Consider the following 20,791-nt stretch of genomic DNA (forward strand, 5'->3'; position numbering starts at 1 on the left):
CGACCGTTCCACCCCGACTTCCGCGACCACTCCACCACGACCTCGCCTGGGGCATCATGCAGATCCGCGACCTTCCGCATCCCGACCCCGGCGTCCCCGACGTCCGTACGGGCGACAGCTTCCTCCGCTGGCTCTACGCCCAGCAGCTGGGCGGCCAGCTGAAGGCCCTCGCCTGGGGCCTGGTGAACTTCGGCGCCATCGCCTCCTTCCCACTGCCGGTGGGCATGGCCGTACAGGCCGCGGTCGACCGCGACGGCGGCCGGCTGGCGCTGTCCGGCGGGCTCATGCTGGTGCTCGGCGCGCTGATCGCGCTGGGCGGCACGATGCTGCACCGCGCCGCGGTCACCAACTGGATCACCACCGTCGCCCGGATGCAGCAACTGCTCGCCCGCAAGACCACCGAGCTGGGCTCGGCCATGACCCGGCAGGTGGCGGCCGGTGAGATCGTCGCGGTCAGCACCGGTGACCTGGAGAAGATCGGCTGGTTCGTCGAGTCGATCTCCCGGTTCGGTGCGGCCGCGGTCACCGCGGTCGCGGTCGCGGCCGCCCTGGTCGTCCGGGAACCGCACCTCGGCACCCTGGTGGCGCTCGGCGTCCCCGTCCTGGCGCTGGCCGTACTGCCGTTGCTGCCGCCCGCCGCCCGGCGGGCCGACGCCCAGCGCGAGGTGGCCGGCCGGGCCACCGAACTCGCCTCCGACACCGTCGCCGGACTGCGCGTCCTGCGCGGCATCGGTGGCGAGGAACTCTTCCTCGGCCGCTACCGCGCCGCCTCCCAGGAGGTCCGGCGGGCCGCCGTCCGCAGCGCCCGGATGTGGTCACTGATCGCGGCCGTCCAGGTCGTGCTGCCGGGACTGCTGCTGATCGCGGTGGTCTGGTACGGCACCCGGCTCGCCCTCGACGGCACGGTCGCGGTCGGCGAACTCGTCATGATCTACAGCGCGGTCACGTTCCTGCTCCTGCCGCTCCGCCACTTCGAGGAGATCGCCCAGGCACTGTCCTTCGCCCGGCCGTCGGCCCGGCGCACCGCCCGTGTCCTCGCCCAGCACCGGCCGGCCGGCGGACGGACCGCGGACGACCAGGCTCCGCCGAGCGGTGATCTGCACGATCCGGTCAGCGGCCTGACCGCACCGGCCGGCCAGCTGACCGCGGTGGTCTGCGGCGACCCGGACGCGGCGGGCCGGCTCGCGGAGCGCCTGGGGGGCCATGCCCATGGCGCGGGGCAGGGCTTGCCGCCGGTCACCCTGGGCGGCACCCCGCCGGTCACCCTGGGCGGCACCCCGCTGGACGACCTCCCGCGGGACGCCGCCCGCGCCGCCGTACTCGTCCAGGACAAGGACCCGATGCTGCTGTCCGGCACCCTCGGTGAGCTGCTGGACGTGCCGTCCTCCGGACGGCTGGCCGCCGATGAAGCACTCACCGCCGCCCAGTGCGGCGATGTGCTGACCGCCTTGGGGCAGGCCTCGCTCGACGGCTCCGGGGACCCGATGCGCACGCACATCACCGAGCGCGGCCGGTCACTTTCCGGCGGCCAGCGGCAGCGGCTGGCGCTGGCCAGGTCGCTGGTCACCGACCCGGAGGTGCTGGTGCTCGACGAGCCGACCAGCGCCGTGGACGCCCACACCGAGGCCCGGATCGCCGACGGCCTGCGGGAGATCCGAAGCGGTCGCACGACGGTCGTCCTGACCTCCAGCCCGCTGCTCCTGGACCGCGCCGACCGGGTCGCGTTCCTCCACGAGGGCAAGGTCATCGCCGAGGCTCCGCACCGCGAACTCCTGCACAGCCACCCCGCCTACCGCGCCGTCGTCACCCGGGAGACAGAACCCGAGGCCGCTCGGGAGAGGGAACGCGAAGCCGCGCGGGACGGGGAACCCGAGGCCGCGCGGGAGACGGAACCCGAAGTCGCTCGGGACGGGGCACGCGAGGCCCTTCGTGAAACGGAACCCGAAGCCGCGCGGGACGGGCAACGCGAGGCCGCTCGCGAGACGAAACCCGAAGCCGCGCGAAACGGGCAACGCGAGGCCACGCGGCAGACGAAACCCGGAGCCACGCGGGACACGGCACCCGAGGGCGCGCGGGACACGACCACGGAGACCGAAGCCGCTCCGGAGACGGACCTGGCCGCAGAAGCGACACCAAACAAGAACCCCGAACGGGTACTGACCACCGCTCAAGCCGACGAGACCGCATGACCAAGACCGACACCGAGCTCGAGATCGAGGAGACCCCATGATCGGCCTGGCGCCGCCGGAGCACGATCCGGACGCCCCGCAGACGCTCACCACACTGCCCGTCGGCTCCCCCGCGACCGTACGGAGCTACGTCGCCGGGCTGATCCGCCGGCACGGCCGGGAGTTCACCGTACTGGTCGCCGTCAACGCCGCCGCGGTGATCGCCTCGATGGCCGGCCCGTACCTCCTGGGCGGGGTCGTCGAGAAGCTCTCCGCGGGCGAGCGCCACCTCCAACTCGGGCGCACCATCGCCCTGTTCACCCTCGCCCTGATCGTGCAGACGGTGTTCGTCCGCATGGTCCGGCTGCGCGGTGCGATGCTCGGCGAGCGGATGCTGGCGGACCTGCGCGAGGACTTCCTCGTACGGTCCGTGGCGCTGCCGCCTGGCGTACTGGAGCGGGCCGGGACCGGCGATCTGCTGTCCAGGATCACCACGGACATCGACCGGCTCTCCAGCGCGATGCGCGAGGCCGTGCCGCAGCTGTCGATCGGTGTGGTGTGGGTGGCGCTGCTGCTGGGCGGGCTGACCGTGACAGCGCCGCCGCTGGCGCTGTCGGTGCTGGTCGCGCTGCCCCTGCTGGTCGTCGGCTGCCGCTGGTACTTCAAGCGGGCGCCGTCCGCCTACCGTTCGGAGGCCGCGGGGTACGCGGCGGTGTCCGCCGTCCTCACCGAGTCCGTGGACGCCGGCCGCACGATCGAGGCGCACCGCCTGGGCGCCCGCCGCATCGCCCTCTCCGAGCGCCGGATCCGGGAATGGACCCAGTGGGAGCGCTACACCCTCTTCCTGCGCTCGGTGCTGTTCCCGGTCATCGACCTGACGCACGTGGTGCTGCTGGGCGCGGTGCTGCTGCTCGGCGGGGCGATGGTGATGCAGGGCTGGCTCACGGCGGGCCAACTGACGACCGGTGCGCTGCTCACCCAGATGATGATCGATCCCGTGGGCATGATCCTGCGCTGGTACGACGAGTTGCAGGTGGCCCAGGTGTCCATCGCCCGGCTCGTCGGTGTCCGGGAGATCGAACCCGAGACGGCGCACGCGGAGCGGCTGCCCGACGGCCGCGACGTGCACGCCGATGACGTGAGCTTCGGCTACCGCACCGGCGTCGACGTCCTGCGCGAGGTCTCCCTGCGGATCCGTCCCGGCAGCCGCCTGGCCCTGGTCGGCCCGTCCGGTGCCGGCAAGTCGACCCTGGGCCGACTGCTCGCGGGGATCTACGGGCCCCGTACGGGCAGCGTGACACTGGGCGGTGCGGAGCTCTCCGCGATGCCCGCCGAGCAGGTCCGCGAGCAGGTGGCACTGGTCAATCAGGAGCACCACGTCTTCGTCGGCACGCTGCGCGACAACCTGCTGCTCGCCCGCACCGACGCCGACGACGCCGAACTATGGGCGGCGCTGGGGGCGGTGGACGCCGCTGACTGGGCCCGGGCCCTGGCCACCGGCCTGGACACAGAGGTGGGCTCGGGCGGCCACGCCCTGACGCCCGCCCAGGCCCAGCAGATCGCCCTGGCCCGTCTCGTCCTGGCCGACCCGCACACCTTGGTGCTCGACGAGGCGACCTCACTCCTCGACCCACGCGCCGCCCGCCACCTGGAGCGCTCACTGGGCAAGGTGCTGGACGGCCGCACGGTCGTGGCCATCGCCCACCGTCTGCACACCGCACACGACGCCGACATGATCGCCGTCGTCGAAAACGGCCGCATCAGCGAACTCGGCACCCACCACGACCTGCTCACCACAAACGGCCCGTACGCGGCACTGTGGCGCTCTTGGCACGGATAACTACCAGGCCACGCGGGCTGGCAGGGGCGGTGGGGAGGGCGAGGCGGGGAGGGCGGAGCGGGAAGGGTGGGGCTGGGGGCGAGGCGGGGAGGGTGGGGCAACCGGACGGGGGATGCAGCGCGGCGGCTGAACGGGAAAAGGCTTCGAACGAGGCGGCGGGACGGCAACGCGGCCGGACCTGCAGGGCGTCGGGGCGACTCGCGACCGGACCGACGGGTTGGACGGAGCGGCGGGACGGCGAGGCGGGCAGAGCGGCGCATGGGCGGGCGGGCGCGCGGGAGTGGGAAGGGCCTCCGGGCGGGGCGGCTGAACCGGCGAGGTGGGGGGCAACGACGCGGCCGGACTCACAAGGGCGGGGAGGCCGGGGGCGGCCACTCCCCCGCCCCGCCCTCCCCTCCAACTCCGCCGCATCGCTCAGATGAAGCCGAGTGCCCCCAACGCGCCGATTCCGCCGAGGAGCATGAACACCGGCATCAGGACCTTCAGTTCCACCCAGCTGCCGGCCTTGAAGCGCATGGCCTTGGGCGGGCCGAGCGGGTACCAGCGCTTCCGGCCTATCGGGATCGGCCACAGGATGGGGCAGCCGGACACCGTCAGTGCATCGCCGATGTCATGGACCAGCGCGCCGAGCACGATGGGCAGGCCCAGCCAGAGGTACTGCTGGCCGGGTTCGGTGAACAGCCAGTGCGCGCCGTTGCCCGGCTGGTCGAGGATGCCGGCCAGGATCCAGGCCGAGGCGGCGCCGAGCAGCCAGACCAGCACATCGCTGGACACCCGGGCCGCCCGCCACAGCAGCCCCTCGATCGCGAGCACCATGTGGACGAAGAGGATGCCGAGCACCGCCCAGCGCCCGCCCCGCATCGCCAGCAGCGCCATGCCGCCGCCGACCAGCACGGCCCAGACCCAGGTGTGGGTCAGCGTGCGGTGCCCGCCGGAGCGGTTGGCGTCGCCGCGCATCTTCGTCGCCTTGTAGACGGCGTGCGAGATGTTGTCGACGACCTCGCACACCATCCGCGAGAGCGGCCCGAAGGCCCGCGAGATGGTCGCGGACTTGTGGTCGAGGTCCGGGGCGAGCGCCGCTCCGGCACAGATCAGGGCCCCGCAGACGAGCACCGGCCAGGGCATCGGATGTCCCGCGGCTGCGGCCGCCGCGCCCACCCCCAGCCAGGCCGCCGCCCCGGACAGCGAGTGCGCCGGTCCCATCATGGTTGTTCCCCACCCCTTGTTGTCGCCTTGTTGGGTTGTTCTCGTCGTTGTCGTTGTCGTTGTCGATGTCGTCGTTGTCCGTGCGCGGCGCTCGGTAATTCCGGTGTTCGGCTCGTGCCTCGTGCCCGGCTCGTGCGTCGTGCTCGGCGCGCGTCCCGTGCCCGGCGTGTGCGTCGCACCCGGCACATCCGTCATGCCCGATACATCCGTCGCCCCCGGCTACTGCGTCGTGTCCGGCACGCTCACCGTTCGCGCTGCTGACGCCGGGTCGGCGACTCAGCGTAGCGGGAGATGATCTCCGTACGGAGGCGGGGCCACGGAGCGACCGTGGCCAGGCCGGGAGGGCGACCACAGCGTCGGTCGCCACTCACGGAAGGTGACGGTACGGTGCCGGACCGTCCATGGGGGATCGAGTTGATCTCCGTATGGGTTACCGGTTCCCTGATCGGGGGTGAAGACAGGCAGTATGGGGGCGTGACCCTCATCGATCATCTGCCGACCGACGCCGACCCGATGCCCTCTTCGAAGCCTTTTCGGGCTGGGCCGAGCAGCAGGGGATCTCGCTCTACCCCGCCCAGGAGGAGGCACTGATCGAGGTGGTCTCGGGGGCGAACGTCATCCTGTCCACCCCCACCGGCTCCGGGAAGAGCATGGTGGCGGCCGGGGCGCACTTCACCGCCCTCGCCCATGATCAGGTCACCTTCTACACCGCCCCGATCAAGGCGCTGGTGTCGGAGAAGTTCTTCGATCTGTGCAAGCTCTTCGGCACCGAGAACGTCGGCATGCTCACCGGCGATGCGTCGGTGAACGCCGACGCCCCGATCATCTGCTGTACCGCCGAGGTGCTCGCCTCGATAGCGCTGCGGGACGGCAAGGACGCCGACATCGGCCAGGTCGTGATGGACGAGTTCCATTTCTATGCGGAGCAGGACCGCGGCTGGGCCTGGCAGATTCCGCTGCTCGAACTGCCGCAGGCGCAGTTCGTACTGATGTCGGCGACGCTCGGCGACATGTCGCGGTTCGAGGAGGACCTCAGCCGGCGCACCGGGCGGCCGACGTCGGTGGTGCGCTCGGCGACCCGTCCGGTGCCGCTGTCGTACGAGTACCGCACCACCGCTCTGACGGAGACGCTCACCGAACTGTTGGAGACCCGCCAGTCTCCCGTCTACATCGTGCACTTCACGCAGGCCGCCGCCGTGGAGCGGGCGCAGGCCCTGATGAGCATCAATATGTGCACCCGCGCGGAGAAGGACCAGATCGCCGAGCTGATCGGCAACTTCCGGTTCACCACGAAGTTCGGCAGGAACCTGTCGCGGTACGTGCGCCACGGCATCGGCGTGCACCATGCCGGGATGCTGCCGAAGTACCGCCGGCTGGTGGAGAAGCTCGCCCAGGCGGGCCTGCTGAAGGTCATCTGCGGGACGGACACCCTCGGCGTCGGCGTCAACGTCCCCATCCGGACGGTGTTGTTCACCGCACTGACCAAGTACGACGGCTCGCGGGTGCGGACGCTGCGGGCGCGGGAGTTCCACCAGATCGCGGGCCGGGCCGGCCGGGCCGGCTTCGACACCGCCGGCTTCGTCGTCGCGCAGGCGCCCGAGCACGTCGTGGAGAACGAGAAGGCGCTGGCGAAGGCGGGCGACGATCCGAAGAAGCGGCGCAAGGTGGTCCGCAAGAAGGCGCCGGAGGGCTTCGTCAACTGGGGCGAGAACACCTTCGAGAAGCTGATCGCGTCCGATCCGGAGCCGCTGACCTCGCGTTTCCGGGTGACCCACGCGATGCTGCTGTCGGTGATCGCCCGCCCGGGTGATGCCTTCGAGGCGATGCGCAAGCTGCTCGAGGACAACCATGAGCCGCGCAAGAACCAGCTGCGGCACATCCGTCGGGCCATCGCGATCTACCGGTCGCTGCTGGACGGCGGGATCGTCGAGCGGCTGGACGAGCCGGACGCGGAGGGCCGGATCGTCCGGCTGACCGTGGACCTGCAGCAGGACTTCGCGCTCAACCAGCCGCTGTCGACGTTCGCGCTGGCCGCCTTCGACCTGCTCGACCCGGAGTCGCCGTCCTACGCGCTGGACATGGTGTCGGTCGTGGAGTCCACGCTGGATGATCCGCGGCAGATCCTGGCCGCGCAGCAGAACAAGGCGCGCGGCGAGGCGGTGGCCCAGATGAAGGCCGACGGCGTCGAGTACGAAGAGCGCATGGAACGGCTCATGGACGTCGAGTACCCCAAGCCGCTGGAGGAGCTGCTCTTCCACGCCTACGGGCTGTACCGCAGGAGCCACCCCTGGGTGGGTGACCATCCGCTGTCGCCGAAGTCGGTCATCCGCGACATGTACGAACGCGCCATGACCTTCACGGAGTTCACCTCCTACTACGAGCTGGCGCGCACCGAGGGCATCGTGCTGCGGTACCTCGCGAGTGCCTTCAAGGCGCTGGACCACACCGTGCCGGACGATCTGAAGTCGGAGGACTTCCAGGACATCATCGCCTGGCTGGGCGAGATGGTGCGGCAGGTCGACTCCAGCCTGCTGGACGAGTGGGAGCAGCTCGCCAACCCGGAGGAGGAGACGGCGGACCAGGCCCAGGAGCGGGCGGATCAGGTCCGGCCGGTCACGGCCAACGCGCGGGCCTTCCGGGTGCTGGTGCGCAACGCGATGTTCCGGCGGGTGGAGCTGGCGGCGCTGGACAAGGCCGAGGAACTCGGCGAGATGGACGCCGAGTCCGGCTGGGACGCGGATGCCTGGGGCGAGGCGCTGGACGCCTACTGGGAGGAATACGACGAGCTGGGCACCGGCCCGGACGCGCGCGGCCCGAAGCTCCTGCAGATCGAGGAGGACCCCGAGCACGGCCTGTGGAAGGTGCGGCAGACTTTCGCCGACCCGAACGGTGATCACGACTGGGGCATCTCCGCCGAGGTGGATCTGGCCGCCTCGGACGAGGAGGGGCGGGCGGTCGTGCGGGTCACGGATGTGGGTCAGTTGTGAGGCGACGGCTTCGCCCGAGGCCGCCGGGGCATGCGAGGGAGGGCCATCGGCCATGAGCAATCCTGCGGAGAAGCTCGTCGACCTGCTGGATCTTGAGCGGATCGAGGTGAACATCTTCCGCGGCCGCAGTCCGCAGGAGAGCCTCCAGCGGGTCTTCGGCGGACAGGTCGCGGGCCAGGCGCTGGTCGCCGCCGGGCGGACCACCGACGGTGACCGTCCGGTGCACTCGCTCCATGCGTACTTCCTGCGCCCGGGCCGGCCCGGGGTGCCGATCGTGTACCAGGTCGAGCGGGTGCGTGACGGGCGTTCCTTCACCACGCGCCGGGTGGTCGCGGTCCAAGAGGGACGCACGATCTTCAATCTGACCGCCTCCTTCCACAAGCCGGAGCCCGGCTTCGAACATCAGTTGCCGATGCGCCGCGCGGTACCCGACCCGGAGGACCTCCCGACGGTCGTGGAGGAGGTCCGTGAGCATCTGGGCGGGCTGCCCGAGGCGTTGGAGCGGATGGCCCGCAGGCAGCCGTTCGACATCCGGTATGTCGACCGGCTGCGCTGGACGCCGGACGAGATCGAGGGCGCGGAGCCGCGCAGCGCGGTGTGGATGCGGGCGGTCGGGCCGCTGGGCGACGATCCGCTCGTGCACACCTGCGCGCTGACCTACGCCAGCGACATGACGCTGCTGGACGCGGTCCGCATCCCGATCGAGCCGCTCTGGGGTCCGCGCGGCTTCGACATGGCCTCGCTGGACCATGCGATGTGGTTCCACCGCCCGTTCCGCGCGGACGAGTGGTTCCTCTACGACCAGGAGTCCCCGATCGCCACCGGCGGCCGGGGCCTGGCCCGCGGGCGGATCTACGACCGGGAGGGCAGGCTGCTGGTCTCGGTCGTCCAGGAGGGGCTGTTCCGGAAGCTGGGTGGCTGACCCGGCCGGACGGCCGGCTCCACGGGGGACATCCGGCGGACCCGTCCGGGATCCTCTCTGCGGGCCTCTTCGAGAGCCCTGGCGAGATGGACGCGGTACCACAGGACCTCGTCGAACTCGTCGGCCGTCAGCACCCGTTCGCAGGCTTCCCGGGCCGCCGGGGTGGCGGTGATCACCGTCGCGAGGGTGGGCCGGAGCCGGCGCAGCACGGACCGCTCCAGGGGGTTGCCGGCCACCGAGGCCAGCTCCTCCGGGGGCAGTACGGCGGCGATCACCGCGGCCGACTCCCAGGGGTCGTCGGTCCGTCCCATGAGCTGCGCGACCCGGCGGCCGCGCCACTGGCGGGCCCGCCAGTCCTGTCCGCCGTCGAGCATCACCCGCATCGCCGCTGGGGTGTTGCCCCGGAGCAGGCCGGGTTCGCGGTCGGCGAAGTCGGCGACCTCCGCCGCGAGGTAGAGCCAGACCACCGCGCCGTAGCGGTTCACGTAGAACCGGGCGGGCGCGAAGCAGCCGGCGCGGGTCAGGCGGAGCACCCGGCCCGGTCCGACGCCCATCAGCCGGGCGGCTTCGGTCGTACCGACCGTGCGGATGCGCTCGCGGAGCGCCTCCGGGAAGCCGGGTTCGGCCTGGAGCCGGGCGATCTCCTCGGCCGGGACCCGGCGCCCGCCGAGGACTCCGGCGCCGGGTGGGCGGTCGGCGCCGCCGGGCGGCACCGTACGCACTTCTCCGAGCTGGACGGCGAGCTCGAACTCGCCGCTGCGCAGCTCCAGTTCATGGGCCGCTCGGCCCCTCGGGAGCGTCTGCTGCCCGTCACACATCACTGTCATGTCGTTCCCCCGCAACTCGGTCGGCCAGCGTCGATCACTGACAGTCACGACTGTAGCCGCAGGCGGTGACAGTGCGTCAACCTCCGCCTCAGACCTGTGGATAACTCTCCGCCCGGCGCACCGCGACGCCCAGGTGCTCGCCGACGCGATGGACCAGCAGCGTCATCTCATAGGCGATCTGCCCCAGGTCGGCGTCCGCGCCGGCCAGCACGCACAGACAGCTGCCGTCCCCCGCCGCCGTCACGAACAGCACCCCGTCGTCGAACTCGATCATGGTCTGCCGGACCTCCCCGCCGCGGAAGTGCAGCGCCGACCCCTTCGCGAGGCTGTGCAGTCCCGAGGCGACCGCCGCGAGGTGCTCGGCGTCCTCCCGCCCCAGGCCCTCGCTCGCGCCGGTCACCAGCCCGTCGCTGGAGAGCACCAGCGCGTGCCGTACCTTCTCCACCCGCTTGGTCAGGTCGTCCAGCAGCCAGTCGAGTCCGCTGCTCAATGCCATGTGACGCTTCCTCCCCGTGTCCCCGGCCGCGGTCCTGGCCGGACGGCAGCCCATGGTCCCTCCGCGGACTGCCGTGCCAGCCTGTCCCACCTCCGCCGTCTCGGCAAGCGGCCCGCTGCGCGGCGTGCCACGCGGCGCCCGCGCCGACGCGCGGAGAGGATGTCGGCATGGCACACAAGATGACGAAGGACGAGTGGCGGGGGTTCCTCTCCGAGGGCACCCGGACCGGAAAGCTGGCGACCGTACGGGCGGACGGCAGCCCGCATCTCGCTCCGATCTGGTTTCTCCTGGACGGCGACGAGTTGGTGTTCAACACCGGTGCGGACACGGTCAAGGGCCGCAATCTGGCCCGCGACGGCAGGCTCGCCCTGTGCGTGGACGACGACCGGCCGCCGTTCTCCTTCGTGACCGTGCAGGGCTCGGCGGAGATCAGCGATGACCTGGCCGACGTACGGCACTGGGCGACCCGGATCGCGGCCCGTTACATGGGCGAGGACCGCGCGGAGGAATACGGCGCGCGCAACGGCGTGCCGGGCGAGGTGGTGGTGCGGGTCACGATCGACAAGGTCGTCGGACTCGCGGCGATCGCGGACTGACCCGGTGCGTGGCGCGGGCCGTCCGGTGTCCGCGCCCCGCCCGTCCGCAACTCATCCCACCGGAACCGGCGTCCGCGGGGAGTGCTGCCGGCCGGCGTGCTCGACGAGCCGGACCAGCACCTCCTTGCCGGAGTCGCGGTCCCGCGCGTCACAGAGGACGACCGGGGTGCCGCGGTCCAGATCCAGCGCGCGGGCCACCTCGTCCGCCCCGTAGGACCGCGCGTCGGAGAAGCAGTTGACGGCGACCAGGAACGGGATCGCGCGGCGCTCGAAGTAGTCGACCGCCGGGAAGCAGTCCTGCAGCCGGCGGGTGTCGGCGAGGACCACGGCGCCCAGTGCGCCTTCGGAGAGGTCGTCCCACAGGAACCAGAAGCGGTCCTGTCCCGGCGTGCCGAAGAGGTAGAGGGAGAGCCCCTCCCGGATGGTGATGCGACCGAAGTCCATCGCCACGGTGGTGGTGGCCTTGGTGTCCACTCCCCCGGTGTCGTCCACCCCCTCCCCGGCCTCGCTGAGTCCTTCCTCGGTACGCAGCGGGCGGATCTCGCTGACCGAGCCCACCAGGGTGGTCTTGCCCACCCCGAAACCGCCCGCGACTAAGATCTTCAGGGCCAGTTCGGGGCCGGGGTCCGGGGCTGCGCCCTCCGGGGCCCCTGGTGCGGCGTTCATCGGCCGTCTCCTTAGGGATGCGGGTCCTGCGCGTCACGGGGAATGTGGATGCACGGCTCGGCGAGGGGAGCCTTCGGCGGCAGAGCGCCGTCCGAATCCATGGCGAGGACCGTACCGCCCGCTGATCGGAATGTCCCCGAATTCGGCAAAGCCGCTCAGTCTTGTGATCAGGAAGCCCGACGGCCCCGTATTCGTGGTAGACGGATCGGACCGCCACAGCGGGGGCCGGTGCGGGATCATGTCGGCATGACGCAGCAGCAGTCGCAGGAGCGCGCCGCACCGTCCGCCGCGGCGGACGTCTCCGCCCGTGCCGTCGAGCGCCATGGCATCGATCCGGTACCGGACGCCGAGCGGCACGGCAGCCCCCGGTCGTTGTTCTGGCCCTGGGCCGCCTCCGGGCTCTCCCTGTTGTGCATCGCCTACGGCGTCTACCTCATGGGCCTCGGCCTCAGCCCCTGGCAGGCGATCGCCTCCGGGGCGCTCGGCTATGTGCTCTCGTTCCTCCTGGTCGGGCTGATCTCGATAGCCGGGGCCCGTACCGGCGCGCCCACCATGGCCATCGGCCGGGCCTCCTTCGGGCGGCAGGGCAACAAGCTGCCCACGCTGTTCAGTTACGTCTCCAACGTCGGCTGGGAGACCGTCCTGGTCGCGCTGTCCTCGTTGGGCGGCGCGGCGATCCTGGCGCGCGTCGCGCCCGGCGTCTTCGCCCGGGCCGACGCGCGCACGCCGACAACTACGGCGCAGGCGCTGTGTTTCGCGGTGACCGCGGTGGTGGTCGTGGTCGTCGGCATCTACGGGCATGCGCTGATCATGCGGGTGCAGAAGTACCTGACCGCCGCGATCACCGTGCTGACCGTGGTCTACCTGGTGCTGATGGCCGACCGCATCGACCTGTCCGCCCTGGGGCACGTCCGGGCGGGCGGCCTCGGCACGTTCGTCGGCGGCGTCGTGTTCGCGATGACGCTGCTGGGTCTGGGCTGGGTCAACTGCGGTGCGGATTACAGCCGTTATCTGCCGCGGACGAGCAGCGGCCGGGCGATCACGGGGTGGACCACGCTCGGCGGGGTGCTGCCGCCGCTGGTGCTGCTGGTGTTCGGGGTGGTGCTGAACGCCGGGGATCCGAAGCTGGCCGGGGCGGCGGCCGCCGACCCGGTGGGGGCGCTCGCGGCGGAGCTGCCCACCTGGTTCCTGGTGCCGTATCTGCTCACCGCCATCGGGGGCTTCGCCTCCGGGGCGATCATGGACATCTACAGCTCCGGCATGTCGATGCTGGCCCTGGGCATCCCGATCCGGCGGCATCTCGCCGTTCTGGTGGACGGTGTGCTGATGGCCGTCGGCGGCTGGTACGTGCTGTTCGTGTCGCCCAGTTTCTTCGCGACCTTCCAGGCGTTCCTGGCCGTCATCGGGGTGGCGATGTCGGCCTGGTCGGCGGTGTTCCTGGTGGAGCAGTGGCGCCGCCGCCACACCGGCTTCGACCTGGTGCGGGTGGCGGCCCTGGGCCTGCCGGCGGTGTTCTCGCTCGTCGTGGGCACCGTCGTCGGACTGGGCCTGATCACCTCCGCCGACCCCCACATCGCCACGGCGGTGGGCTTCCTGCTCACCGACGGCGCCGCGCGGGGCCCGCTGGGCGCCATGAACCTCGGCGTCGTGGTGGCCCTGCCCGTCACCGGCGTGCTGTACGCCTGCACGGCGCCGCTCGGCGCCCGTCGTCACACCTCTGGAGGAGACCGATGACCGACCACCACGGTGAGCGGCCGCACGAGGTGCGGGCGTTCTTCGCGCCGCGCGCCGCCGATTGGGACGTCAAGTTCCCCGACGACGGCCCCGCCTACGCCGCCGGCGTCGCCGAGTTGGGGCTGCGGCGGGGCGAGGCGGTCCTGGACGCCGGCTGCGGCACGGGGCGGGCGCTGCCGGCGCTGCGGGAGGCCGTGGGGCCGCAGGGGACGGTGCTGGGCGCCGATCTGACGCCCGAGATGCTGGCGGCCGCCGTACGGGCCGGACGGGACCGCTACGCACCGCTGCTGCTCGCGGACGCGACCCGGCTGCCGCTGCCGGACGCCGCGCTCGACGCGGTCTTCGCCGCCGGCCTCATCTCCCATCTGCCGGGCCCGGAGGCGGGCTTCACCGAGCTGGCCAGGGTCGTGCGCCCCGGTGGCCGGCTCGCGCTCTTCCACCCCATCGGGCGGGCCGCCCTCGCCGCACGCAAGGGGCGGGCCCTCACCCCCGACGACCTCCGGGCGGAGCCGAATCTGCGGCCCCTGCTGTCCCGCTGCGGCTGGGAGCTGGTCCGGTACGAGGACCGGGACGCGCGCTATCTGGCGTTGGCGGTCCGCCGGGGTTGAGGCGCGGCCCGGCCCGTGGGACCCGGGGTCAGGAGGCCACCGGGTCCTCCCCGTGCGGGACCGGGCAGCCGCCGAGGCGCCGGGCGGCCGGGAAGGTGCCGAGTTCGGCCACCCGGAAGCCGTTCGGGTAGCCCTTGATCTCGGGGTTCTGGCGGGCGTAGTGCGGGGTGCGGCGGGGCGGCAGCAGCCGGACGGCCTTCGCGCGCAGCTTCAGGGCGCCGCGCACCGTCTTCTGCAGCGCCGGGGCGGGGCGCTCGTAGCGGAAGGCGGCCAGCAGCGAGTCGTCCAGGAGAGCCATGCTCGCGCGGCGCACCATCGGGGCGAGCGGGCCGTACCAGCCGGCCATCAGGTCCAAGGTGGCGTCGGAGACCCGTCGTGCGCCCTCGTCCCAGCCGAAGTGCGCCGCCTCGTAGGCGTCGAGGTACTGCTCGAAGTCCTCGTAGGTCCCCGGGAGTTCGGGGATGCCCATGTGGCGGCCGAGGGTGCGGTAGTAGGCGGCGATGGCATGCTGTTCGTGCGGGGTCAGCCGCCGCCAGCCGTAGGTGTCGAGCCAGCGTTTGGGCATCACCACGAAGGTGCACAGGACATAGCGCATGTCCTCGTCGGAGATGTCGTAGCTGCGGTGCATGTGGTTGATGCGGCGGATGGCCGTCCGGCCGTCCTCGCCGTCGAAGCCGTGCTCCAGTACGGCGTCGAGGAGGAGGGCGGTGTCGTCGTAGCGCTTCTGCGTACGGTCCGTCAGTTCGGCGGTCTCGGCGAGCAGTCGGCCGATGCTCGGCACGGCGTAGGTGCGGTAGAGGGCCAGTTCCAGGGCCCGGGTCAGGTCCCAGGGGAACTCATGGGTGGCGATGATGCGGTAGATCGCCAAGAAGTCGCGCTCGGGATCGAGCCTGCGGATCTCCTTCAGCCAGTCGTAGCGCCGCACGTGACAACCGTCCTTCCCTCGCCGGAGCGCCCAGTTTAGGGGCGGACCGGCGGCCCGGCAGACCGGGCAGATCGCCTGATCCGGACACTGTAGGAAGGCATAAGCGCAGCGTAGGAGTGGTGACAAGCTCCCGACGGGGCAATTAAGGTGCGCCGACGTACTCCGCAATGAATGGGGAAGGGGAGGTCCGCGTGCCCACGACCGAGAGCGCCGACAACGACCAGTTGTTCGTGCTGACGGCGGTGCTGCTGACGCCCGGGCAGTTCCCGAGCGTGCTCGGGGACGACTACCCCGAGGTGTGCGCGGGCCTCGGGCTCGAACCGTACGCCGAGGGCTACGGGCTGGTCCTCGGGCAGGACGGCGGCGGTGCCCGCTGGACCGTGGTGACCGAGGACGTGTCGCTGGTGGCCTGTGCCATCGCGGCGTGGGACTGCGGGATGGAGTACGACCTCTCGCCCGGGGAGAGCAGCATCGTCGCGGCGCTCCCGGGCTGGCCGCTGGCGCTCGCCGTGTCCGCGCCGGGGGTGCCGGCACCGCATGATCCGGAGCGGGAGGCGGGTGAGCCGGCGCCGCTCTGCCCGCCGGACGCGGAGGAGTGGGGGCCGGCCCAACGGCGGCTCGGTGCGGACGAGATCGCGCTGCAGTGGGCGATGTGGCGCGAGCAGGTGGACGGTGAGGTGACGTTCGCGGAACCGGGGGACGAGGCGCACGAGGGGGTGCGCCGGGTGCTGAAGGAGGCCCGCGGCTATCTTGCGAAGCCGCCGCCGCCCGGGCGTGTGCGGTCGTCGTTCGCGGCGGGCGAGGCGCGCACGCTGCGGATCGACGGGCCGGGCTGGAGCATGGTGGCGCGCACGGACGACATCGCGTTCGTGCTGCTGGACGAGGAGCCCGGCGAGGTGCATCCGGTGGGCCGGGGGCCGGAACTGCCCGGGCTGCTCTCCTCGCTGGACGAGCTGGCGGCCCGGCCGGTCTGAGCCGGCACCCTTCCGCCCGGCCGGCCGCCCGGGCCACCGGCCCGGATCACCGGCCGGCCCGGACCGCCGAGCGGTCCGGGCCCCGGGCAGGCCGGCTCGCGGCCCCGCCCCCGCCCGCCGGCGTCAGCGTCCCAGCTGCTTGCGGCCGACCCTGCGCAGGCGGCGGCGCTGGGAGGAGTCGAGGGTCAGATATGCGACGGCCGGAACGCCGACCATGACCAAGAGGGCCGCCCAGAAGGGCAGCAGCCACAGCAGGACCACTCCCACCGCGACGCCGCCGATCGCGACCTTCGCCTGTGTGGACATCCTTCACGCCCCTTCCGCGGCCGGTGCCGCGTTCTGTCGTACTCCATTGAACGCCGATTCCGCGCCGCGGGTTCCCTTTCGTCCCGCACGGGTTGCCGGGTGCGGCCGGACGCCGCCCAGGGGTGCACGCGTTCCTCGTTCAGGCCCGGCGTCCGGTACCCTCGGGCGCTCCAGGCGCCAGTAGTCAAACTTGAGGAGTTCGGGATCCCCGTGACATCCACGCGTGCGGCCACCCCCGCTCAGCTCTCCGGGCTCGCCCGCTGCCCGGCGGTCTTCCTGCCGTCGGACCCGCCCCGAGCCGGGCGGATCGCCTTCTGGCGTCCCGATGGTGAGCCGGTCGCGGCGGCCCGCACCGAGGAGGGCGGCCCGGACGGGAGCGGGTCCGGGGTGGAGAGCCTGGGCGTCGTACTTCCGGAGGAGGACGGCGGCCTCCAGGTCGGCGAGGTGCCGGCGCTGGTGCTTCCGGTGGCCGACGCACTGCCCGTCCTCACCCGGTTGCGGGCCGGCCGGGCCACCCATCCGGCCGCCGCCTTCTGGGGCGCCGCGGCGGTCCTCGCGCTCCAGCTGGCCGCCCGTGGACGACTGCTGCCCGGAGTGAGCCCCGAGGGGTACGACGCCTGGCGGCTGGGCCCGCTCGATGCGGCGGACCTCGAACGGCTGCGGGAGCTGGCCGCCGCGATGCCGCCGTACGCGCACGCCACCCCGCTGCCGGGGACGGACCCGGTGGAGCTGCCCGAGCCGGAGCGGCACCTACGGGCGTTCCTCGACGCGGTGGCGGACGGTCTGCCGCGCTCCCCCGCCGCGGCGCTGGCCACCGGGGCTCCGGCCTTCGCGGCGGCCGCGCCGCAGCACATCCCCGAACAGCGGGACTGGGCCGCGGACGTCGCTGCCGGCCATGACGCCGGCGTACGGATCTCCTTGCGGGTGGAGGCGCGGGGCCTGGAGACGGACGCGGTGGTGGGCGTTCCGGTGGACGGTGCCGCGCCGGCGCCCGATGGCCAGGTCACCTTCCGCGCGGTCCTCCAGGTGCACAGCCTCACCGATCCGACGCTGGTGGCGGATGCCACCGAGGTGTGGGCGGGGGCGTCGACGGCGGGGCAGGCGTTCGGTCCGCGGGCGCGGATGGACACCCTGCGCACGCTGCACCGGGCGGCCGAGGTCTGGGCGCCGCTCGGCCCGTTGCTGTCGGCGGCGGTGCCCGACGCGCTGGAGCTCGCCGACGAGGAGGTCGCCGAGCTGCTCGGCCCGGCCTCCCGGGCGCTGGCCGCGGCCGGGGTGCAGGTCCACTGGCCGAAGCAGCTGGCGCGCACGCTGACCAGCCGCGCCGTGGTGGGGCCGCCCGATACCGAAGGCCCTGGGGACGGCCGGGAATCGGGGCCGCCCTCCTTGTTGTCCGCGGACGCCCTGCTCTCCTTCAGCTGGCGGTTCGCGGTGGGCGGCCAGGACCTGGACCGGGCCGAACTGGACCGGCTGGCCGAGGCGGGGCGGCCGCTGGTGCGGCTGCGCGACCGGTGGGTGCTGATCGACCCGGAGGCCGTGCGGGCCGCCCGGGACCGGCAGGACCGCAAGGTCACCCCGCTCGACGCGCTCGGTGCCGCGCTCACCGGGAGCGCCGAGGACGGCGACGGCACCCGGGTGGCGGTGCAGGCGACCGGGTGGCTCGCCGGGCTGCGCGACCGGCTCGCGGACCCGGAGGGCACCGCCGCCGGCCCCGTCGCCCAGCCGCCCGCGCTCCGCGCGACGCTGCGCGACTATCAGCTGCGCGGCCTGGGCTGGCTGCACCGGATGACGTCGCTGGGGCTGGGCGCCTGTCTCGCCGACGACATGGGGCTGGGCAAGACGATCACCCTCATCGCGCTGCATCTGCACCGGCAGTCCGCCCCGGAATCGGCCGGCCCGACGCTGGTGGTCTGCCCGACGTCGCTGATGGGCAACTGGCAGCGGGAGATCGAGAAGTTCGCGCCGGGCACACCGGTGCGCCGGTTCCACGCCGGGCGCCGCAGCCTGGCCGACCTGGCGGACGGCGAGTTCGTCCTCACCACCTACGGGACGATGCGGCTGGACGCCGGGAAGCTGGCGGAGGTGGCCTGGGGGCTGGTCGTCGCGGACGAGGCGCAGCACGTCAAGAACCCGTTCTCGGCGACCGCCCGGGCCCTGCGGACCGTTCCGGGCCGGGCCCGGGTGGCACTGTCCGGCACCCCGGTGGAGAACAACCTGACCGAGCTGTGGGCCATCCTGGACTGGACGACGCCCGGGCTGCTGGGGACGCTGGGACGGTTCCGCACGCGGTGTGCGCGGGCCGTCGAGGGCGGTCCGGCGGTGTCCCCCGAGGCGGCCGCGGCGGCCGACCGGCTGGCCCGGCTGGTGCGGCCGTTCCTGCTGCGCCGGCGCAAATCCGATCCGGGCATCGCGCCGGAACTGCCGCCCAAGACGGAGACCGACCGTGCGGTGGCGCTGACCACGGAGCAGACCGGGCTCTACGAGGCGGTGGTGCGCGAGGGGCTCGACGAGATCGCCGGGACGGACGGGTTCGCCCGCCGCGGGCTGGTGGTCAAGCTGCTCACCTCGCTCAAGCAGATCTGCAACCACCCCGCGCAGTTCCTCAAGGAGGAGCAGCCGCGGATCGGCGGACGTTCGGGGAAGGTCGAGCTGCTCGACGAGCTGCTGGACACGATCCTCGCCGAGGGGGCGAGCGTGCTGGTGTTCACCCAGTACGTACGGATGGCGCGGCTGCTGGAGGGGCATCTGGCGGCGCGCGGCGTGGCGTCGCAACTCCTGCACGGCGGGACGACGGTGGCGCGCCGGGAGGAGATGGTGCGCCGCTTCCAGGACGGCGAGGTCCCGGTGTTCCTGTTGTCGTTGAAGGCGGCCGGCACCGGCCTGAACCTCACCCGGGCGGGCCATGTCGTGCACTTCGACCGCTGGTGGAACCCGGCCGTCGAGGCGCAGGCCACCGACCGCGCGTACCGCATCGGGCAGACCCAGCCGGTGCAGGTCCACCGCCTGATCGCGGAGGGCACGATCGAGGACCGGATCGCCGGCCTGCTGCTGCGCAAACAGCAGCTGGCGGACGCGGTGCTCGGCACCGGCGAGGCCGCACTGACCGAACTCACCGACGCCGAGCTGGCGGACCTGGTGGCACTGCGAGGGAGCGAGCGATGACCGGACCATTCGACGACGACGGCACCTACGGTGGCGGCGCCCCTGAGGACGGCATACCCGGGGAGGGCACTCACGGGCACGCCCCGGACGCCGAACGGACCTTCGCCGCGCTGCCGCCCCCCGGCGGCCGGGGCTTCGCCCGCACGTGGTGGGGGCAGGCGTGGCTCAAAGCGCTGGAGGACACCGCCCTGGACGGCCGGCAGCTGAAGCTGGGCCGGCGGCACGCCCGGGCCGGTGCGGTCGGCGCGGTCTCGGTGCGCCCGGGGCGGCTGACCGCGGTCGTCCAGGACCGGGACCACAGCCGGCACCGGTCCGATGTGCTGCTGCAGCGGCTGGACGACGCCGCTTGGGACCGCTTCCTCGATCTCGTCGCGGACCGGGCCGGGCACATCGCGGCGCTTCTCGACCGGGACATGCCGCCGGCGCTGGTGGAGGACGCGGCCGCGGCGGGCATCGAACTGCTGCCGGGCATCGGTGACCTGGAGGCGGAGTGCAGCTGCGGGGCGTGGGACCACTGCGCGCATTCGGCGGCGCTGTGCTATCAGGTGGCGCGGTTGCTGGACCAGGACCCGTTCGTGCTGCTGCTGGTGCGCGGGCGCGGCGAGCGGGAGTTGCTCGGGGAGTTGCAGGCGCGCAGCGCGGCCCGGGCCGCCGTGCCCGCGGCGGCCGGGGACCCGGCGGCGGGTCCCGGTGCGGGCGTACCGGCCGCCGAGGCGTACGCGGCGCGCGACATCCTGCCGCCGCTGCCCGCGCCGCCCCCGCCGGTCGACGAGCCGGGCGCCGCGCCGGTGCTCGGCGGCGGCACCCCGCCCGCGCCGGGGGTGGACGTGGCCGCGCTGGAGTTCCTGATCGGCGAGGCGGCGGCGCGCGCCCAGCGGTTGCTGGCGGACGCGCTCTCGCCCTGGCATGCGGACACCCCGCCGCCGCCCGCGCTGACGCCCGGTCAGGACGCGGTGCGGCTGGCGGCGGCCGGTCCGGACCGGGCCGTCTCGGCGCGGCTGGCGGCCGGTTCGGGGCGGGACGCACGCGGCCTGGCGCGGGCCGTACGGGCCTGGGAGCTGGGTGGTACGGCGGGGCTCGCGGTGCTGGAGGAGGAGTGGGCCCCGGATCCGGCGGCGCTGGCCCGGGCGACCGACCGGCTCGCGGCCGCCTGGGACGACGACGGGACCCGGCCCCGGCTGCGGGCCACCGGGAACCGCTGGACGGTGATCGGCGGCGCCGCCCAACTGCGGTACGGGCGCGACGGCCGGTGGTGGCCGTACCGGAAGGAGCGCGGGCAGTGGGTGCCGGCCGGCCCGGCCTCGGACGATCCGGCGGCGGCGCTGGCGGAGGCGTCGGCGGAGGGCTGAACAGGGGGACGAGCTGTGCCAACCC

15 protein-coding genes and 1 pseudogene are annotated in these 20,791 nt (G+C 73.1%); 10 read left to right on the forward strand and 6 right to left on the reverse strand.

Going from position 1 to position 20,791, the window contains the following annotated elements; all coding sequences use genetic code 11:
- Window positions 1-56 precede the first annotated feature (56 nt).
- Entirely contained in the window at window positions 57-2,189 is a 2,133-nt protein-coding gene (locus OJ254_RS26595) for an ABC transporter transmembrane domain-containing protein (RefSeq protein ID WP_265364397.1), read from the forward strand.
- 37 nt (window positions 2,190-2,226) lie between these two features.
- Entirely contained in the window at window positions 2,227-4,008 is a 1,782-nt protein-coding gene (locus OJ254_RS26600) for an ABC transporter ATP-binding protein (RefSeq protein WP_265364398.1), read from the forward strand.
- A 414-nt stretch (window positions 4,009-4,422) separates the two neighbouring features.
- Here OJ254_RS26600 and OJ254_RS26605 read toward each other — a convergent pair whose 3' ends face one another.
- A complete protein-coding gene (locus tag OJ254_RS26605) occupies window positions 4,423-5,214 on the reverse strand; it encodes a metal-dependent hydrolase (RefSeq protein ID WP_265364399.1) in 792 nt (263 codons plus the stop codon).
- Between the two features lie 474 nt (window positions 5,215-5,688).
- Here OJ254_RS26605 and OJ254_RS26610 point away from each other — a divergent pair.
- Window positions 5,689-8,201: pseudogene (locus OJ254_RS26610) on the forward strand (DEAD/DEAH box helicase).
- Window positions 8,202-8,253: 52 nt separating this feature from the next.
- Window positions 8,254-9,123: an acyl-CoA thioesterase gene (locus OJ254_RS26615; protein ID WP_261954588.1), complete on the forward strand. Its 870-nt coding sequence runs from the start codon at window positions 8,254-8,256 to the stop codon at window positions 9,121-9,123.
- On the opposite strand, the gene OJ254_RS26620 is transcribed toward OJ254_RS26615, so the two are convergent.
- Together OJ254_RS26620 and OJ254_RS26625 are read right to left on the reverse strand one after the other, a co-directional pair.
- Entirely contained in the window at window positions 9,054-9,950 is an 897-nt protein-coding gene (locus tag OJ254_RS26620) for a DUF6397 family protein (RefSeq protein ID WP_341483735.1), read from the reverse strand. The genes OJ254_RS26615 and OJ254_RS26620 overlap by 70 nt on opposite strands.
- Window positions 9,951-10,038: 88 nt before the next feature.
- Window positions 10,039-10,446 (reverse strand): roadblock/LC7 domain-containing protein, encoded by a 408-nt coding sequence (locus OJ254_RS26625; RefSeq protein WP_265364400.1) that lies wholly within the window; start codon window positions 10,444-10,446, stop codon window positions 10,039-10,041.
- A gap of 167 nt (window positions 10,447-10,613) precedes the next feature.
- Here OJ254_RS26625 and OJ254_RS26630 point away from each other — a divergent pair, with 167 nt between their 5' ends.
- Window positions 10,614-11,042, forward strand: coding sequence for a PPOX class F420-dependent oxidoreductase (locus OJ254_RS26630; RefSeq protein WP_261954591.1), 429 nt, complete (start codon window positions 10,614-10,616; stop codon window positions 11,040-11,042).
- Between the two features lie 51 nt (window positions 11,043-11,093).
- Here the strand turns inward: OJ254_RS26630 and OJ254_RS26635 are convergent, their stop codons facing one another.
- The gene (locus tag OJ254_RS26635; protein ID WP_265364401.1) at window positions 11,094-11,708 is read right to left on the reverse strand and encodes a GTP-binding protein; all 615 of its coding nucleotides are present in this window, start codon (window positions 11,706-11,708) and stop codon (window positions 11,094-11,096) included.
- 246 nt (window positions 11,709-11,954) lie between these two features.
- On the opposite strand from OJ254_RS26635, the gene OJ254_RS26640 reads away from it, so the two are divergent.
- Both OJ254_RS26640 and OJ254_RS26645 read left to right on the forward strand, forming a co-directional pair.
- Complete coding sequence (locus tag OJ254_RS26640; protein ID WP_265364402.1) at window positions 11,955-13,442, forward strand: purine-cytosine permease family protein; 1,488 nt, start codon at window positions 11,955-11,957, stop codon at window positions 13,440-13,442.
- Window positions 13,439-14,050: a class I SAM-dependent methyltransferase gene (locus OJ254_RS26645; RefSeq protein WP_265364403.1), complete on the forward strand. Its 612-nt coding sequence runs from the start codon at window positions 13,439-13,441 to the stop codon at window positions 14,048-14,050. Before OJ254_RS26640 ends, OJ254_RS26645 begins: the two co-directional genes overlap by 4 nt.
- A gap of 28 nt (window positions 14,051-14,078) precedes the next feature.
- On the opposite strand, the gene OJ254_RS26650 is transcribed toward OJ254_RS26645, so the two are convergent.
- Entirely contained in the window at window positions 14,079-14,975 is an 897-nt protein-coding gene (locus OJ254_RS26650) for an oxygenase MpaB family protein (protein ID WP_265364404.1), read from the reverse strand.
- Window positions 14,976-15,166: 191 nt separating this feature from the next.
- Between OJ254_RS26650 and OJ254_RS26655 the strand changes: the two genes are divergently transcribed.
- Window positions 15,167-15,949, forward strand: coding sequence for a hypothetical protein (locus tag OJ254_RS26655; protein ID WP_265364405.1), 783 nt, complete (start codon window positions 15,167-15,169; stop codon window positions 15,947-15,949).
- A gap of 123 nt (window positions 15,950-16,072) precedes the next feature.
- Here the strand turns inward: OJ254_RS26655 and OJ254_RS26660 are convergent, their stop codons facing one another.
- On the reverse strand, window positions 16,073-16,255 hold the full coding sequence (locus OJ254_RS26660; protein WP_265364406.1) for a hypothetical protein: 183 nt from the start codon (window positions 16,253-16,255) through the stop codon (window positions 16,073-16,075).
- Window positions 16,256-16,465: 210 nt separating this feature from the next.
- On the opposite strand from OJ254_RS26660, the gene OJ254_RS26665 reads away from it, so the two are divergent.
- Both OJ254_RS26665 and OJ254_RS26670 read left to right on the forward strand, forming a co-directional pair.
- The gene (locus tag OJ254_RS26665) at window positions 16,466-19,417 is read left to right on the forward strand and encodes a DEAD/DEAH box helicase (RefSeq protein WP_265364407.1); all 2,952 of its coding nucleotides are present in this window, start codon (window positions 16,466-16,468) and stop codon (window positions 19,415-19,417) included.
- Entirely contained in the window at window positions 19,414-20,766 is a 1,353-nt protein-coding gene (locus OJ254_RS26670; protein WP_265364408.1) for an SWIM zinc finger family protein, read from the forward strand. Before OJ254_RS26665 ends, OJ254_RS26670 begins: the two co-directional genes overlap by 4 nt.
- The last annotated feature ends 25 nt before the right edge of the window (window positions 20,767-20,791 follow it).

This window comes from Streptomyces endophytica (assembly GCF_026153355.1).
GTDB lineage: Bacteria > Actinomycetota > Actinomycetes > Streptomycetales > Streptomycetaceae > Streptomyces > Streptomyces endophytica.

Excerpts from the sequence above, each read along its gene's own strand:
- OJ254_RS26615 (WP_261954588.1), top strand. The coding sequence starts at position 8,254 with ATGAGCAATCCTGCGGAGAAGCTCGTCGACCTGCTGGATCTTGAGCGG.
- OJ254_RS26625 (WP_265364400.1), bottom strand. The coding sequence starts at position 10,446 with ATGGCATTGAGCAGCGGACTCGACTGGCTGCTGGACGACCTGACCAAG.
- OJ254_RS26600 (WP_265364398.1), top strand. The coding sequence starts at position 2,227 with ATGATCGGCCTGGCGCCGCCGGAGCACGATCCGGACGCCCCGCAGACG.
- OJ254_RS26660 (WP_265364406.1), bottom strand. The coding sequence starts at position 16,255 with ATGTCCACACAGGCGAAGGTCGCGATCGGCGGCGTCGCGGTGGGAGTG.
- OJ254_RS26640 (WP_265364402.1), top strand. The coding sequence starts at position 11,955 with ATGACGCAGCAGCAGTCGCAGGAGCGCGCCGCACCGTCCGCCGCGGCG.
- OJ254_RS26595 (WP_265364397.1), top strand. The coding sequence starts at position 57 with ATGCAGATCCGCGACCTTCCGCATCCCGACCCCGGCGTCCCCGACGTC.
- OJ254_RS26630 (WP_261954591.1), top strand. The coding sequence starts at position 10,614 with ATGGCACACAAGATGACGAAGGACGAGTGGCGGGGGTTCCTCTCCGAG.
- OJ254_RS26605 (WP_265364399.1), bottom strand. The coding sequence starts at position 5,214 with ATGATGGGACCGGCGCACTCGCTGTCCGGGGCGGCGGCCTGGCTGGGG.
- OJ254_RS26635 (WP_265364401.1), bottom strand. The coding sequence starts at position 11,708 with ATGAACGCCGCACCAGGGGCCCCGGAGGGCGCAGCCCCGGACCCCGGC.
- OJ254_RS26645 (WP_265364403.1), top strand. The coding sequence starts at position 13,439 with ATGACCGACCACCACGGTGAGCGGCCGCACGAGGTGCGGGCGTTCTTC.
- OJ254_RS26670 (WP_265364408.1), top strand. The coding sequence starts at position 19,414 with ATGACCGGACCATTCGACGACGACGGCACCTACGGTGGCGGCGCCCCT.
- OJ254_RS26620 (WP_341483735.1), bottom strand. The coding sequence starts at position 9,950 with ATGACAGTGATGTGTGACGGGCAGCAGACGCTCCCGAGGGGCCGAGCG.